This window comes from uncultured Methanobrevibacter sp., assembly GCF_947170395.1.
In the GTDB taxonomy this organism is placed as follows: Archaea; Methanobacteriota; Methanobacteria; order Methanobacteriales; family Methanobacteriaceae; genus Methanocatella.
On record NZ_CAMVTE010000008.1, the window covers coordinates 37,847 to 57,730 of the forward strand.

The following is a 19,884-nucleotide window of genomic DNA, read 5'->3' on the forward strand; positions in this document are numbered from 1 at the left end:
CCTCGCTATATTAGGTCCTATTGGCCATTAAAGATATATAGAAAACACATAATGAAACAATCATCATGATTGATTCAAAAACAGAATATAATTTGCCAGAAGCAATAATTCAAAAAGAACAGTCATCAAATTAATGCTGATACTAAAAAAAGAAAAAGAATAAGAGATATATTAAATCTCTTATTTAATTGTTATTTTTACGGACTTGCTTACTGCAACATATGTATTGTCACCGGCATACTCTATTACTGCGTTGAATTTACCTTTCTTGGTAATATCAAGGTTGAAAGTAGCCTGACCTTTACTATTGGTTTTTGCTGTGTAGGTTTTACCATTAAGTTTCATGGTGACTTTTTTACCTGCTGTGAAGTAGGTTTTACCGTCAGCTGATGCGCCTTTGATTGTTTTTAAGGTTACAGTGTACTTTTTAGTTTTTGCTGTAGCCTTATATGTTTTATCAGCAGCAGTCATAGTAACCGGTTTTTTGTTAATGGTAATCAGATATACTGACATAGTTCCATTATAGTCATCATCACCTAAAAATGCCACAGCAAATGTTAGTCTCTGTGCAGCAACCAAGTTGATTTGCACAGATGCATGACCAGTAGCATTGGTTATCCTGAACAAACACTTACCATTATAACCTATCAGCACTGTTTGATTAGCAAGCGGATTGCCCATAGAGTCAACAAGTTTTACAGTAAAGTTCTGTCCTCTTTCACCGGAATAGTACTCAATTGCGTATTGTGTGTAGTTATTACCTAAAACAGAAGTATTTGTTCTTATAGGAATTAAATCTTTTAAGGTAATTGTAGCATTGGCAGGCAATATTGTGCTTGTTCCAGCGTATTTCAATTCAACAACACTATTTTCAGAAACAGTGATTACAACACCACCTTTGGAGTCAGTCATGCCAGTGAATGGCTTACCGTTTATAGTGTAAGTCAAGTTGGCATTTGCAATCGGAGAACCGGTCTCATCAACTAAACTGACAGAAATGACACCACTACCGGATACTGTGATGTTTGTAAACTCACTTGCAATTGCAGAAACGCTAATGGATTTAGCGACTGTAGTAGCTACATGAGCATCATCACCAGGATAGGATACTACAACAGTATGATTTCCAACATCGAGAGCAGGAATAGTGTAGTTTGCCTTACCGTCAACAATAGGAACAACAGTTTCAACACCGTCAACAATGACACTTACGTTTCCACTGCCTCCAGGAATATCAACGGTTACAGGAATATCCTCACCAGCCTTGATGTCGCTTGGGACATCTACTGTGATGTTTGCTGATTTTGGAGCATTGATTGTAAAGTCTAATGAAGTTACATTTGCATTAAATATGAAATCACCCATATAAATAGCAATTACAGTGTAATTTCCATCTTTCAATACTCCTTCTATAACTGCTTTTCCGTCGATTACATCAACATATACTGAATTGCCTTCATCACCGATTATTTCAAATTTAACCAATCCGGTAGCATTCGCATCAACTTCAGCAGTTAATGTAACTCTGCTTCCATTCACAACAGCATCAACTGTGATTGGTGTATCTTTCATCACATGACCAATGATTTCAACGTCCTGAGATGTAGTGTTGGTGTTGAATACTGAATCACCCATGTATGTTGCAACTATAGTGTAGTTTCCAGGTAAAATGCTGTTAGTTAATGTTTCTACATGACCATCTACAACATCCATGTACATGGTATATTCTTCACCGGTTTCTTTCCAGAGCATATAAAGTTTAACCAATCCGGTTGTAGCATTATTCAAATCAACCATAACCAGAGCAGTGTCTTCATAAACTGAAATGTTAAGATCAATTGTAGTATTCTGTTTGGAAACTTCTGTTATTGTAAATGTCACTTGAGTACTGTTCATATTGAAGTCTTCATCACCAAGATAAGTTACATCAGCAAAGTAACTGTTTGCAGGCAATGTGGTTGTCAGTTTTGCGACACCATCCACCACTTCAACATTAACAACAGTTCCACTAATGGTTAATTTTACAAAACCAGTAGCATCTTCATCAACATTCACAGTTAAAGTAACCCTGTTACCAATCACATCAGCATGAGCACTAATAGGAGTATCTTTCTTAATATGACCACTAATGGTGAAATCACCATAAGTAATGTTAGTATTAAACTTGCTGTCTCCCATAAATGTTGCAACTACTGAGTAATCGCCAGTTAAAAGAACCTCTTCAACAACTGCTATACCATCAATTACATCCACATAGAGTGTAAATTCTTCTGGACCAGTTACTTGGAATTTGACAAGACCAGTAGCAGCATCATCAACAGTAACAGTCATCAGCACATCGTTTTCATAAGTCACAATATCCAAGGAGATTGGAGTGTTTTCCTTAGCAGGCTCTGTGAGTGTGAATTCGAGTTTAGTGGAGTTCTTATTGTAGTTTTCATCACCAAGATAAGTAATATCTAAGCTATAGCTTCCGTAAGGCAATGAAGTTGTCAATGTTCCGATTCCATCTTTTAATGCAATGTTAAATACATTATCACCAAATTTAAGTTCAACAAATCCAGTAGCCTCTTCATCAACAGTAACAGTTAAAGTAACCCTGTTTCCGTTTGCAGCAACATTTGCTGAGATTGGAGTATCTTTCATCACATGTCCAATGATTTCAACATCCTTGGATGTAGTGTTGGTATTGAATAGTGAATCACCCATGTATGTTGCAACAACAGAATAGTTTCCAGGTAAAAGGCTGTTAGTTAATGTTTCTACACGACCATCAATAACATCCATGTATGCAGTAATGTTTTCGCCTGTTTCTTTCCAAACCATATAGAGTTTAACCAATCCAGTTGCATCTTTATCCAAATCAACTGTAATCCAGATAACGTCTTCACCAGCTGTAACGTTAAGGTCAATAGGAGTATCTTTCTTGGAAGCTTCGGTTACAGTAAATGTCACTTTGGTATTGTTCATATTGAAGTCATTATCACCAAGGTAGGTTACATCAACATAGTAACTGTTTGGCAGTAATGTGGTTGTCAGTTTTGCGACACCGTCCACTACTTCAATATTAGTAACAGTACCTCCAATGGCCAGTTTTACGAAACCAGTAGCATCTTCATCAACATTAACAGTTAATGTAACTCTGTTTCCGTTCACAACAGCATGTGCATCAATAGGAGTATCCTTCTTAATATGACCTGCAATAGTGAAATCACCATAAGTAATGTTGGTATTAAACCTGCTGTCTCCCATATAGGTTACAATTACGCTGTAATCCCCAATTAAAAGAACCTCATCAACAATCGCTTTACCATCAATTACATCCACATAAAGTGTAAATTCTTCTGGACCAGTTACTTGGAATTTAACAAGACCAGTAGCAGCATCATCAACACTAACAGTCATCCACACCTCATCTTCATAAGTCACAATATCCATGGAAATTGGAGTGTTTTCCTTAGCAGGCTCTGTGAGTGTGAATTCGAGTTTAGTGGAGTTCTTATTGTAGTTTTCATCACCAAGATAAGTAATATCTAAGCTGTAGCTTCCGTAAGGCAATGAAGTTGTTAAAGTTCCGATTCCGTCTTTTAATGCAATGTTAAATACATTATCACCAAATTTAAGTTCGACAAATCCTGTAGCCTCTTCATCAACTTTAGCAGTTAATGTGACTCTGTTTCCGTTTGCAGCAACATTTGCTGTAATTGGAGTATCTTTCAGAATATGTCCAAGGATTTCAACATCTCCAGATGTAGTGTTGGTATTGAATACTGAATCACCCATGTATGTTACAGTTATGGAGTAGTTTCCAGGTGCAATGCTGTTAGTATAAGATTCGACATGACCATCTACAACATCCATGTACACAGTAGAGTTTTCACCGGTTTCTTTCCATACCATATAGAATTTAACCAATCCGGTTGCAGCTTTATCCAAATCAACTGTAATAAAGGCAGCGTCTTCATAAGTTACAATGTTAAGATCAATAGTAGTATTCAACTTGGAAACTTCTGTTATGGTAAATACCACTTTAGTACTGTTCATATTGAAGTCCTCATCACCAAGGTAAGTTACATCAACAAAGTAACTGTTTGCAGGCAATGTAGTAGTAAGTGTTGCGACACCATCCACCACTTCAACATTAACAACAGTTCCACTAATGGTTAATTTTACAAAACCAGTAGCATCTTCATCAACATTTGCAGTTAATGTTACTCTGTTTCCGTTCACAACAGCACGTGCTGAGATTGGAGTGTCTTTCTTAATATGACCTTTGATGGTGAAATCTCCATAAGTAATGTTGGTATTAAACCTGCTGTCTCCCATATATGTTGCAATTACTGAGTAATTGCCGACTGTAAGAACATCTTCAAGAATAGCTACACCGTCAATAACATCAGAGTATACCACATAGTCTTCTTCACCAGTTACATGGAATTTGACAAGACCTGTTGCAGCATCATCAAGAATAACAGTCATTCCAACATAACTTTCGTCAGTCACGATATCCAAAGCGATTGGAGTGTTTTCCTTAGCAGGCTCTACAAGTGTGAAATCGAGTTTAGTGGAGTTCTTATTGTAGTTTTCATCACCAAGATAAGTAATATCAAGACTGTAGCTTCCATAAGGCAATGAAGTTGTCAATGTTCCGATTCCGTCTTTTAATGCAATGTTAAATACATTATCACCAAATTTAAGTTCAACAAATCCGGTAGCCTCTTCATCAACTTTAGCAGTCAATGTGACTCTGGTTCCACTTGATACAACACTTGCTGTGATTGGAGTATCTTTCAGCACATGACCAATGATTTCAACATCCTCAGAGGTAGTGTTGGTGTTGAATACTGAATCACCCATGTATGTTGCAACTACAGTGTAGTTTCCAGGTTCAATGTTGTTAGTTAATGTTTCCACATGACCATCTACAACATCCATGTACATAGTATATTCTTCACCGGTTTCTTTCCATACCATATAGAATTTAACCAATCCGGTTGTAGCCTTATTCAAATCAACCATAATCAGAGCAGTGTCCTCATAAGCTATAATGTTAAGATCAATATTAGTATTTTTCTTGGCAACTTCTGTTATGGTAAATGACACTTTGGTACTGTTCATATTGAAGTCATCATCACCAAGATAAGTTACATCAACATAGTAACTGTTTGGCACAAGTAAAGTTGTCAGTGTTGCGACACCATCCACCACTTCAATATTAGTAACAGTGCCACCAATGGTTAATTTTACAAAACCGGTAGCATCTTCATCAACATTAACTGTTAATGTGACTCTGTTTCCATTCACATCAGCACGAGCATTAATAGGAGTATCCTTCTTAATATGACCCACGATAGTAAAGTCCTTATAAGTAATGTTGGTATTAAACCTGCTGTCTCCCATAAATGTTGCTAATACTGTGTAATTGCCGACTGGTAGAGTATCTTCAAGAATGGCTTTTCCACCAATTACATCTGCATAGAGTGTGTATTCTCCTGTGCTGCCAATTACTTGGAATTTGACAAGACCGGTTGCAGCATCACTAACAGTAGCTGTCATTCCCACATAGTTTTCATCAGTCACAACATCCAAAGCGATAGGAGTGTTTTCCTTAGCAGGCTCTACAAGTGTAAATTCAGATTTTGTTGAGTTCTTATTGTAGTTTGCATCACCTAAATAAGTTATATTTAAGCTGTAACTTCCGTAAGGCAATACAGTTGTTAATATTCCTTTACCGTTTTCCAATTCAATGTTAGCTACAGTGCCACCAACAGTTACCTTTACAAATCCGGTTGCGTTTTCATCAACTTTAACTGTTAATATGACTCTATTTGCATTAGTTTCAACTGTTGCCTCGATTGGAGTATCTTTCAGAATATGTCCGAGGATTTCAACACCCTTGGATGTAGTGTTGGTATTGAATACTGAATCACCCATATATGTTGCAACTACAGTGTAGTTTCCAGGTGTGAGACTGTTAGTAAAGGTTTCTACATGACCTTCTACAACATCCATGTACATAGTAGCGTTTTCGCCTGTTTCTTTATTTACCATATAGAATTTAACCAATCCGGTTGCGGTTTCATTCAAATCAACCACAATCCAAGCAGTGTCTTCACCAGCTATAACATTAAGATCAATTGTAGTATTATCCTTGGAAATTTCTGTTACGGTAAATGTCACAGCAGTACTGTTCATATTGTAGTCATCATCACCAAGGTAAGTTACATCAATATAGTAACTGTTTGGCAGTAAATTAGTTGTTAATGTTCCTTTACCGTTTTCCAATTCAATATTGGCAACAGTACCACCAACAACCAGTTTTACAAAACCAGTAGCGTTTTCATCAACAGTTACAGTTAAAGTAACCCTGTATCCAACCACATCAGCATGAGCATCAATAGTAGTATTCTTCTTAATGTGGCCTTTGATAGTGAAATCAGCATAAGTAATGTTAGTGTTGAACCTGTCATTACCCATATAGGTTGCGACAACTGTGTAATCGCCAGTCTCAAGAACATCTTCAAGAATAGCTACACCATCAATAACATCAGAGTATACCACATATTCTTCCTGACCGGTTACCTGGAATTTAACAAGGCCGGTTGCCTTATCATTAATAGTAACGGTCATTGTAATATTGTTTTCCACAATCTCCATATCCATTTCAATTGGAGTGTTATATCTGCTGAATACATTAAATGTTGTAGTATTGGATGCAGCATAGTTAGCGTTGGCAATTGTTATGGAAGCTAAAATATCTTCACCAATAGCCAGACCATCAATTGCAGTATTTCCTTTACCGTCAACAACATTTACAGTGTAATTCTGATTATCTATCTCTATAATGTATTCGCCATCAATTTCACCATTAACAACAGCAATAGCATTCTCACCAAATACAATATCTTCAATAGAAATATCAACTGAAGTGGATTTAGGAGCTACGCCAAATACTGTTTCATTAAATCCTGAATAATTGCCATCGATAACAGTAACGTTAGCAACATAACTTCCAGCATTTAAATTGGAAACAGATACATTTCCAGTACCTTTTATGACAGTAACCACAATAGGTTCAGTTCCCACATAAACAAGGTATTCGCCATCAACATTACTTTCAACAGTAACAGTAGCATTTTCACCATAGGTTATATTACCTACAGTAATGATTATGTCTACACATTCTCTGACAAATATTTCACTAGAACTGATTATAGATTCGTTACTGTAATAAGAATCGCCTTCATAAGTACCGTTGACAATATATTTTCCAGGATTCAAATTAGGAACAGTAAGATTTTCCAGACAGGATTGTACGATACTGTAAACTGATTTTCCATCCACATCATATACATTGTATGCAATGTTTCCGTATGCATTAAGTGGAACTTCTACAGTAATTGTTGCATTTTCACCCTGAATAATTGTATCGTTTGTTAAATTGAAAACTCCTATAGCCTTATTAAGTGTTAAAGTGGCATATGCATATTCTTCAGCATAATTGTCACTTTCAAATACATAAACAGTGATTTTATAACTGCCCGCTTTGAAGGTTTCACTTGGGAAGGTGAATATTGCGCTATTGTCAACATATAATGAAACTGATTCATTGTATCTGTTGTCTAAAAATACTGTGTAATAATCAGCAGCACCGACAGTTACATTGATTTTAATCTCATCACCATAGTCAACTGCAACATCATTTACTGTTATGTTTGGAGCGACTTTGTTAACCTTCACATTAACCATTTCACTAGCAGGAAGGTAGTTTTTATCTCCTCTGTAGACAGCTGTAACTAAATAACTACCCGGAGTTAATGTGAGATTTTCAAGTTGAGCCTTACTGTAGACATTACCGTTCAATTCATAGACAACATTACCCTTAGCATTCTTAGCAATAGTTGAAGTAACATTTAATTTTTCACCTTGAGTAATATCATCTATTGATACGCTTAAACCAGGATCAATACGGCTTACAGTGAATACTTTGGTTATTTTATCAAATACAAAAGTGTTTGAATTAGTATCTTTTGGATTTAATACCACAGTATAGTCTCCACCGTTAAGAATACCTGCATTTAATGTGAACTTATTGTCAGATACATTGACTGAATAAATCTTGGAGTTAATGTCCAAATTAACGGTAAAGTTGATGTTTGTACCGATGTCAATAGTACCTTCAATTGTTTCGTTTTGTCCATAGTCAATATCATGAACAGTGAAATCAACGTTTATTGCATCAAATGTTGTATTGACAATATTCACATCAGTAGAAACACTATAAATGTTTCTGTACTCGTCTGCCTTATTGTCTGAAAAGACACATCCATTGACAGTTGCATGCACATCTACTGCAATACATAATGCACCATCATCTGAAAGTGTGTTGCCTGTAAATATAGAATCAATAACGGATAGATTATTGTCCGCACTGAAAACAACATTTGCAACGGTATTATCTGTGAAGAGAGATTCTGAAATAACATTATTATTACTCATTCCACGTATTAACGCATTCACAGCATTGCCCCTAAATATGGAATTTTCAACAAGTAAATTGGAATCCCTTGCATAAACAATATCTACAATATCTTCACCTTTTTTAGTGTTATTGTAAAATTCAGAACTGATAAGAACATCACTACAACCTACAACATCAATAAGAGCACATGATAATGTGTTTCCAATGAATTCTGTTGATATAATTTTTGATGAATCTTGTGCATCATGGATTGAAATAATAGCTTCGTTAACAGTATTATTCTCAAATGTTGATTCATTAATGACAAGTCCGGAATCACACTGAATAATGTAATGTTCTGCAATATTATCATAAAATGCGGATCCAGTAATATTTAAATTTCCAGAATTGTAAACAATTGTCATACAGTCATCCGCATAAGTGTTATTGATAAAGATACATCCATCAAGAGTCAAATCACCTCTATTCTCAAGGATTGACACCTTATTTTTAACATTAAAGCTAGAAACTACAACATCACATATAGTAACATCGGCAGTTGCATCAACAGTCAAAAAGTTTAAATCAGTTGCATCCCCATTAAAAACAACATCTCCAAGTGAAATTATAGTTAATTTTTTACTGTAAATGGACAAGCCCAAATTGTCAGCACCAGTATAGTTTCCTTCCATTACATAAATAATGTCTTCATTTGCAGAATTTTCAATGGCTTCACGTAATGTATCAAATTTACCGCCAGTACTGTTGACAATGAAATTGCCTTCATATTCAGTGACAGCAAATGTGGTTGTGTTTACAGCATCATTATAATTTTCATCACCTTCACGAGCAGCAAATACAGTGTAATTTCCTTCACCGACTGCATCCAATGTTACTGTGGCCTGACCGCCAACAATATTGACATTTAAAATCTTATTGTTGAAAACAATACTCAATAATCCGTCTTTACTTGCACTGATTTTTAAAACCGGTGCTGCCTGATCAGTATTTCTAAGGACAATATCATCTACAGTCAGATTGATGTAGACATTCGCCTTATTTATGACAAGCCTGTCAGTTATTGCTTCACCATAATATATGTTGCCGTAGATGTCGTAAATGACTTCATTTAATACAACATCATAAATGCCTTTTGGCAGGATGTCTGTAACGTATTCAAATACACCTTCTTGAATAGTGACTGTGGCATCTTTTTGATTGACAAAACCAGGCAATACAGTTTGGAGATCCATATTGAATTCAGGGTTAAGTGTACCAGTAATTGTTGTTGGAATGCCGTATTCACCATCCGGTACAACCAATATCACATCATAGAAATCGAATATGTTTTCACTGAATTGAATATCACCTGCATTGTAAATGTTAGCAAACTCTTCAGCATAGTTAATTCCGAATAGTGATTTTGTAAGTACCAGAGATTTGTTGTTGTAGATTGCTCCACCTCTGCCGGTTGCGGTATTTCCAACGAATGTGGAATTATCGATAACCATTACATTATTGTTATAAATGGCACCACCGTCAAATTCACTGGATGATCCTGTGAATGTTGAATTAAATATGTTTGCTTCATTTCCATTGTAAATAGCTCCACCATATCCGTTTGCAGTGTTGTCTTCAAAAGTGGAGTTTATAACTTCTAAGGTTCCTTCACTATAAACAGCTCCACCATTGTAACCCTCATTTTCTGTGAAAACGGTGTCTTTAACAGATAATGACTTGGCGTTATAGATTGCACCACCATTTCCTAAATTAAAGTTATCTGTGAAATTAGCGGAGATGATTTCTGCAGCACCATTGGTGTATACCACAGAACTCATATTGACAATATTGCTTGAAAATTCAACTGTATCGATGAATAATTGTCCATCATTGAAGACAACAGCATTATTAACGAAGTTAAGTGAAAATGTACTGTTTAATAGATTTAACAAACCTGAATTGTATATAATTTCAGCTGTTTCAAAACTGTCGAATGTACAGTTATTGATTACTAAAGTACCGTAATTTTCAATGCTTGCATGATTTTTTACAGCACCGTCAGTAAAGTATATGCCTTCAAATGCAACAGTGCATCCTTCAGCTATTGTAAAGAACCATGTTGTACTGTTTCCGTCGAAAACAACATCACGGCCTCTGAAATTCTTAAGAGTGAATGATTTGCTGATATCAATTCCCATTTGCTCTTCAAGATAGTAATTTGCATTTGCATATATAACTCCATTTTCCGCAACAGCATCAATAGCGTCAGTCAAGTTTTCATATACTTCATCTTCGGATATGATGAAATTCGGCACTTTCATTTCAAATTTGACATCAAAGATATATGTATTGAAGTCATGGTCGTTCATTACACCTACTGTATAGTTTCCGCCCATAACATCCTCAAAAGTGATGCTGAAATCACTTGAACCGTTGTTGTTAATAGTGTATAAAGGTGCTGTATCGAAGTACAATAAGACCACTGAATCAAAGGTATCATTAGATGTACCATTTACATAGACAGCCTGATTGATTTTATCCATAGTGAAATTGTATATTTCCCCATTAGCGTTAAAGATACAATATTGACAAATTATTTCATCAGCATTACCACCAGCAAAGTAATTCCTCATTCTCTCTTCATCTTCACCTTGGTAGTTGTCTAAGAAGGTACATAACATAAATGAAGCTGATGTTGTTTGACCGTCCAAATTGTCGGATGCAATATAGATTGCTCCACCTTCACTTTCTGCGTAATTGTTTGTAAAGGTAGTGTTTACTGCAATGAGAGTTGCATCATATTCTGCATCCCATGTACCAATATATATGGCTCCGCCCTCATCATTAGCATGGTTATTGTGGAAATTACAGTTGTTCAAGACCAAAGTACCTGCTCTCAGGTCAATAGCCCCACCATAATTAGCAACCCCATTGATTACTGTAATGTTTTCAAGTGTGACGGTAGGACCGTCTGTCTGCTCAAACTCTGGATGTGGAGGCGGAGGTACCTGAACCCACTCCATTTCAGTATCATATGTTAAAAGCATGAAGTAATATTCGCCACCACAGTCAAAGATAACCTCTTCATTTTCATAAGCCTTGATTGTTAATTCCACTTCTCCTTCAATATCAATACTATATACAGGATATGTTCCGCCTCTAACTGTAATGATACCTGAGCCATATAACACAGCTTCATCGACTGCATCTTCTAAAGTATCAAAGTAGTCATAATCATCATCCTCATCGTATTGGAAAAGGAATCTGCCTTCCTCATATTCCTCACCGAGGTTGTTATCTGGAGAATTACTGAGCTGTTCTTTTGATTTAGTATCATCAATTGCAAAATACCTAATTGCCATTAAAGGTTTGGATTGAACATTATTGGAAACATCAACTGCAGAATCAGTTTCTCCCACATTGCCGGTTCCAATATCAGCCATATTAGCGTTTGAGATACTTAAGCTAAATACAGGAATATTTCCATTGACATTCAAAATTGCCTCAGTGGAATTTGATATGTAGTTTACACGTTCCTGTGAAGTCACCTTGATTGTGTAATTACCCGGATTCAATGTTTTATCTATTACAATAGATCTGCTGCCATTGACAAATACGACATTTCTGTAATCTTCAATTTCTATTGTATAAATTGATGCAACATCTGATTCTATGTTTATAACAATACTGTCATTATATTTTACATCTACATCCGGTACAGATATGGTCGGATTAGCTTTATAAACTTCGAAATTAACAGCAGTTGATGTGAATGCGAAATCATCATGGTCATAGATAGCTACAAGAGTATATTTTCCTGCATCCAGTTTCAATGACTCAATTTCATCTTTTGTATAATACTTTCCGTTCAGTTGGTAATCAACTGTACCTGTAGCGATTGAAGGTATACTTTCAACGACTTTAAGGGTTTCACCATAGGTAATATTGTCAACTGAAACATTTAATTCCATACTACCGCGGGTAACTCTGAAAATTTCAGTGATGCTGTCCATCTGATATATATTATTATTGTTATCAACAATATTGTTTAAAACAGCATAATATTTGCCGTAACTCAATATGCCTGCATCATATGTGAATGCATTGTTTTTGATTTCCGCAATGTTGTTTTTACCAGCTACTGTTAAATTGGCTGCCGCATATATATTGGTACCGATATCTGCTGTACCAGTGATTGTTGAGCTTTCACCATATTGAACAGAAGGTGCATTCAATTTAGCATCCTTAACATCAAACATGGAATCATGGACTACGGTAAATCCATTGCTGTAGATATGTCTGTTTTCTCCAGTGTTATTTGCAAAAACACACTCATCGATTAATGCAGTAACTTTAGGAGATGTTGCAACGGCTCCGGTTGTCGCATTGTTATTTGTAAACGCACTGCTATCCATAATTAAGGTGAGCTTTTTATCATAAGGGTTTTTGATTAAAATTACTGAACCCACCTTACCGCTATTGTTGGTAAAGACACAACTTTCAATGGTGGCTTTTGAAGATCCGTCAAGGCATATGACTCCACCATCAACATTGCTGTTGGAGTTGTCTTCAAAATTGGATAAACTAATATCAAGGGTTACGTCATTAGTGTCGGCGTTGACATATATTACTCCACCCTCAAGTTGAGTTTTTTCTCCAAGATTATTTTTGATGTCGTTTTTCTTGAAATCAGAGTAAGTGACTGATATATATCTGGAATTGTTGCCTACATATATTGCAGATCCTTTAACAGCAGTATTGCGTTCAAAGTCACATGAAGTAACTGCTGCTTCAAATTGGATTATGTTTTTGAAGTGCAATGCTCCACCTTCACGTGCAGTGTTATTTATGAATTTGGAATCTGTAATTGAAACGTCTTCATGACCCAGTGATGTGACTGCTGCAGTACCTACTTTTAAAGGAGCGACATTGTTTATGAAATTACAACCGTCAATATCCAATAAATCTCCGTCACTGAATATTGCTGCCCCACCATTTTCAGCAAATGTGGTCTTTGTAATCTTATTGTCTGTGAAATTACATGAAGTCAGTGAAAGATATCCGTGATTGACTATAGCACCATAATTGGTATTTCTGTTGTGAAGTCCTCTGAATGTAATTCCGGATATATCGGCTACAGCGTATTCATTGACTATTATGAAATTGGCGTCGGCGCCTTGAGCATCAAAGACTGCACCTTCCAATGCAATAATCTCGAGAGTCTTATTGGATATCACTATTCCAGTGTTTTTATATGTTCCTTTTTTAACATGAATAGTATCATCATCATTGGAATTGGCTACTGCCTCATTTAAGGTATCATATTCCACATTTGTACTTAATACAAGGAAGTTGCTGTATGTTTTAGCAATTGCAAATGTAGTGAAATTCATTGCAAGCTCATAGTTATCATCAGAGTCACGCATAGCAACAACAGTATAATTGCCCAAATCAAGGCCGGTCAGTTGCATGCTGCCTTTACCGTTTACAACCTGAACTTGATAATATTTATTTTGAATGAAAATAGTGTAATTCAAATCCCTATCGGCATAAACATTTAAAACAGGTGTTTCAGGTATTAATACATCCTTTACTTCAAGAGTTAATGATATTTTAGCCTTGTCAATTCCAATTTTTGCATATGCCGGATTAATTAAATAGAATTCATTTTGGTATAAATCAGAATAGTAGTCCTGTTGCCAGAAATGGTCCCTACTGTCTCCCTGATTATACATACCTTCCATTACTATTTGATGTGTTCCGCCAGGAAGTACTCCAAGATTCATTTCAAATTTTTTATTTACAACAGTAACCATATCTCCAAAGATATTTTCCTCATCTGCAACTCCTGTTAAAAGAGTATAAGTATTATTTAAATTTGATCCCCAGTCAAAGTTACCATAAAGAATAGAATCAGAACCATAGGAAATATCATCTAAACGTATTGTCAAATTCAAATCATATTCATTAAACTCGAAATTAAATTTCCTTGTAAGTGATTCGAAGTATACATTCCTGTAATTTCCATAATTTGTATCAAAAACACAGTATGTCATGTTTATGAGACTTTCACTCTGACTGGTTATATAAACAGCCCCTCCCAAGTTAGCAGAATTTCCTATAAATTCATTACCATGGAGTTCAAGATTAGTAGCATATATTGCCCCACCTTCATTGGCCTCATTCATGTTAAATTCTGAGTTGGTAACATTTAAATTTGTGGAAGAATCAGCATTGATAGCTCCACCCTGAGTACCTGAATTGGAAGTGAAAGTACATTCATCTATATTTACAATAGTGCTTTTAAATAGTGTTGGACCGTTTGATTCGAAAGTACATTTATACAGTGCCAGATTTGAATTTTGCGCATTAATCGGATTTACAGGTTGATTATTAATATATTTAATATTGTTAAATTCACAACCTGAAATGTAACCCTCTGAACCAGCAGTGAATTCTAATGCTGAATCTTCAAAGTAGCCTGTTATAGTTATATCTTCAATAGTGAGTTTGGAATTAGAACCTACAGTCAAGAAATAACTTGGAGCGGGGGTTGTATAATCTAAAACACGGTCTCCTGAAAAAGTAACATGATCCAAATCAGATTTAGGTCTAATTGTAACTACTTTATTGTTAATCTTCACATAACGATTACCAGAACCTGTGTAATTTCCGCCTTTAACAGCAATTTCGCCGCTTCCACCATTAGGAATAGCATCTATGGCAGCACTTAAAGTTTCAAATACTTTATCATCATCTAAAATAAAATTAGGTTCTATAATTGTAAAAGTACTGCCGCTATACTCATATCTTTTTTCATCATCTTTCATCATGTAAACTGTATAGGTTCCTTTTTCAAGGTCTGTGAAAGTTGTAGTACGGCCACTAGCCCCAGGATTATCATCATAAAACTTACCATCTTTATATAAAACCACCAAATTTATATTATCATCAACCCAAGGAGTTATTGAAACTGATTTTTCAGAAGCATCCACGTCAATATCAAGAGAACCGCTTCCTACAAACAGACAATTTGTAAAAGACCAATCTGCACTTTCACCCCCATCTATACTATAATCCTCAAAGTCGTTTGCTTCATCAGAGCCCTTTTTATTGTCTTTAAAATAACAGTTGTTAAGTGTAACTGAACCTGAATCTTCAATACAGATGGCACCACCGTGTCTATCAGCCTTATTGTTTATGAACTTACAGTCGTTGGCCACAAGTGAACCTTCATCCACAATTATGGCACCACCCAATCCATAACTAACTCCATCGGAAGAAGCATGATTTCCCTCAAATATACATCTGTACAAGGTCAATTGTGCACCATCTTCAACTTCCAGAGGACCATCATTTCCTTTCCCATTTTTAAAGGTGATGTCACTGATGGTGACATGTATATTCGCATTAGTTATATGCAAGAACCAACCTTTATTCTCACCGTCAAAAATAACTTGATGGTCTGAGCCGTAAGGCTGGATTGTATATGTACCCTCCGTATTAATCTTATATTGAAAATCATCATCATCGGAAGTGTATTTATATGTACCCCTCCAAATCTTTATTGTTCCTCCTTTATTACTCTCAGCTGCAGAAAGGGCATCTTCAAAATCATAGTACCAAGTTCCACCATAAAAAAAATTGTTTTCATTGTGTTTAAGTAAATCATCATCTGAAGCGGAAAGCACATCATCTGAAGCAGGGGATGCATCTCCCACCTTATGATTTTCATTTCGACTATCATCTACATTAATTTCATCAACATCATTGACACTTTCAATAGCAGGTGAAGTGTCATTGACCTCTTGTTTCAAATCAGAAGAAGTTGTTGCGATATTTGTATCACCAACTTCATCTGTCAAAGCGATATTTGTATCACTAACTTCTCCTTGCAAGGTTTCATTAGCATCGGCCGCTGAAATTGCACCGATACTCATAATCATTACAAGGAGTAGCATCAGCAATATTACCATCCTTTTTTTCGTCATTTTTAATTACCCCATATTGTCTAAAAATCAAGTAATCAAACAGAACGTTCGTTCTGTACAATAATACATACATAAATATTGTCAATAAGTACAATACTTGATATATAGTTTTATTTTTGATTATTAATAAATATATACCATTTTTTTTGAAGTGATGATTTAAATGAATTCATACCAAAAATGGTTTTAAAGTAAAAAAAGCAAAAGCGAAATTTACAATAAGTATACAATTCCCATTAATGTTAGAGTCATCTGAATTAAAAAAATAAATAAAGGTTTAAAAGTTACCTTCATACATTAACATGACTGAAAATCCAATCATTCCGCTTTTTGATAGTCAATTATCGCAAATATCCTTTTGATACTTGAAAATGCAGTTTCAATAGAAGCCATAGATGAACTTAGTTTTTTAATAGGTTTTGTCAATAACTGTCCATACATGATAACCGCCAATAGGGTTCCCAGCTGTATTTCACCAACTGATAAAAAGTAAATTCCCGCCATATAAACAGTTATATTACTTACATTTGTCAAAAGGGTTGTAACAGGATCCATAATATTAGTAACGTTTCTGGATTTGGCATAATAGTCAATTACGGTTTGGTTTAGTTTTTTAAACCCTTTTTCATGGAATGAATCACGATTTGTGAGGCCTCTTTCAAAATAGCTCATCAATCGCCCCAAATGCTTTTGATGACCATCATAATAGGCTTTAGATTTATAATCGCATAAAGAAAAGGAAATGATATAAATCGGTAGTATCACCAGATAAATTAAGCTCAATCTAAAGTCTGTAGTCATCATCAGTACTATTACAAGGACTATCGATAGGATTTGGGCATAAATTTCAGAAAATCGGGAAGAGACGAACTCACGGATGTTCATCACATCGTTGTTTAGTCTGGACAAGATGAGACCCTTTGAGTTTTCCTTAATGAAACCGGATCCGACAGCATCAATTCCGTCAAATAATCCCATTCTTAAATTATAGGCCACCTTTTCACCGAGAATCCCCATGATTCTCTTTGGAGTTAATTTTAAGAGATACCCTGCAGAATATAATACGAAAAGCAAGGCAAGGTTAAAGTAGACGCCAGCATCGTTGAATGAATTCGCATTGGAACTCAATAAATTAACCGTCTTTCCTGCAACTTTAGGGGCATAAACCATGCACAATGTGGATATCGTAAGCAAAATCATTGATAGTGTTACTTTAATCCTATCATCCTTTAAAATTAGAGTGAATTTTTGAGAGATTTCCTTTCTTTCAGCCCATATGCCCTTATCCGGCCAGGATACATCCTCCTCTACAATCTCTATTGTTTTTGGATCATCAGTGCTTTTGGATTTTATGGTTTTATCTTCCAGATTCAGGACTTCCTCCAAACGCACGGAAGTGGCATATGCACGTGGCCACCTGTCAATTAATGCCGGAAGGAAAGTTAATGTGCTGACGAAGTAGGCAACATATATAAGAATAACGAATGAATCAACTACACTGTCGGTTTCAAAACCAATGGTGTATCCGGAATTAACCATTGCAAATGTAATCAGAACAATGGCATATAAACCCCATAACAATACTGGCCCGAGATAATATTGGCTTAAAATATAGGTGACATTCTTGTCATAGGAATTCTCGCATGCCTCTTCAAATTCAGCTTCATATTCCTGTTTATTGAATGGAATCCTGCCAGAAATATCACTGATTTTGGATAAAAACATAAGGTTCAGTTTTCCGTATGTCTTTTTGGCCCTGAAAAATATTTTTACGATTTGTTTCATTCTCCAAATTAGAATCAGGCTAAGAACTCCAACAAATGCCAAGAAGAATAACGCATAAGTCGTATCAATCAGTGCTATTTCATAAATAATTGCTACGAGTGTAACTGGAACGAGCATTAATTGTGTGAGTATTATCACTATAAAACCCTGTTCTGAGGACATCCCCCTGGTTGACCGTGTAACCAGCCCTGAAATTTTAAATTGCTCAAGCTCCTCACTAGGCAGGTTCATCAGTATATGAAATATTTTTTCACGGACAGTATATGCGGCATTTGAAGCCACTTTTGTTGAGAGAAATGAAATTACATAAATGGCAATCACTGAAATGACCGTATACATCAACATGTATGATCCGGATTTGACAAGCAAATCGATATTCTGTTCTTTAACTCCAGTCAAAGCCGCACTGAACAAATCAATTATCTCCATTTGAAAGAATGTCTGAATGACTATCAAAGCGAAAATAACCAATATTGTCTTCCATTGGAATTTCAGTGAAACCTTCAAAAACTTTCTCATGAATATAATTTAGTTTTAAATATAATATATACTATTTCATAACCCCTGGAAAATGAATTTTACAATTTCTTTTTAAACACCATACTCCCAGTTGAGAGTTAAATGTAAATAGCATTCACAGAAGCGAAGGTTTTGCTAAGAAAGATTTGTACATAACTATAAGAACCCATAGTTAGGATTGATATTTTCTGAATGCATAGGCAAGAATTGAGCCTGCAAAATTCTGAAAGACAGAATAAATCGCTCCGGGAACTGTTGCTTGGGACAAGTTTGGAAAATGGGTTTTTGCAAGGCTGGTTGACAAACCTGAATTTTGAAATGCGATTTCAATGGCTACTGTAATTATCTGTTTTTTATTCATTCCTGCAAGGCGTCCTATTCCAAATCCAATTAACATTGAAAGGAAATACTGCAGGACAATGACAATGAGTATTACAGTAGATGAAGTTAAAATAGCTTGTTTATTAGCTCCAATTACTCCTGCAACGATTAAACAAATCACAATGGAGGATACTGTAGGCAAATAATCTTTTAATTTTTCACAAAAATTAGGGAATTTGTAATTCAGAATCAAACCTAAAATTATTGGGACGATTACTATTTCAACAATTGAAATGAACATGTCAACCGGATTGAATTGAATTTGATTTCCTATTAACAATAATGTGATTATTGGGGTTAATATTGGTGAAATCACAGTAGAAACTGCAGTCAAAGAAACGGACAATGCCACATCTCCCTTTGCAAGAAAAGTAATGACGTCAGATGCGGTTCCTCCAGGCACGGTCCCAACAAGAATGAGTCCGGCGGTCAAAGCGGTGTCAAGGCAAAACGCGCTTGCAAGAGTAAAGGCCATAAGGGGCATTATGATGTATTGTGCTGAAATTCCAACTGCAATTGCCTTAGGATTTTTGATTACATTAATGAAATCATCCGCTTTCAAAGTGGTTCCCATTGTAAAAAGAACTATGCTTAAAAGCAGATTGATAATGTTGATGCCGTTATATTCACTTAAAACCCATTTGAATGAATTGGGATAAACTAAAGAAATAGCTACTGCCAACAATATTACTATGAAAAAATATTTTTCGATAAATTCAAAAATCCCTTTCATAATCTAATTTTTGA

General features: G+C 35.5%; 3 protein-coding genes. All 3 read right to left on the minus strand.

Annotated features, from left to right (window positions below):
- Positions 1-180: 180 nt before the first annotated feature.
- The 3 genes from Q0W04_RS03405 to Q0W04_RS03415 all read right to left on the minus strand — a co-directional run bounded on the left by Q0W04_RS03405 (position 181) and on the right by Q0W04_RS03415 (position 19,870).
- Positions 181-16,452, minus strand: a complete 16,272-nt coding sequence (locus Q0W04_RS03405; RefSeq protein WP_298500465.1) for an Ig-like domain repeat protein — start codon at positions 16,450-16,452, stop codon at positions 181-183.
- Between the two features lie 318 nt (positions 16,453-16,770).
- Complete coding sequence (locus Q0W04_RS03410) at positions 16,771-18,756, minus strand: ABC transporter transmembrane domain-containing protein (protein WP_298500468.1); 1,986 nt, start codon at positions 18,754-18,756, stop codon at positions 16,771-16,773.
- Between the two features lie 172 nt (positions 18,757-18,928).
- Positions 18,929-19,870, minus strand: a complete 942-nt coding sequence (locus Q0W04_RS03415) for a bile acid:sodium symporter family protein (RefSeq protein ID WP_298500470.1) — start codon at positions 19,868-19,870, stop codon at positions 18,929-18,931.
- Positions 19,871-19,884 lie beyond the last annotated feature (14 nt).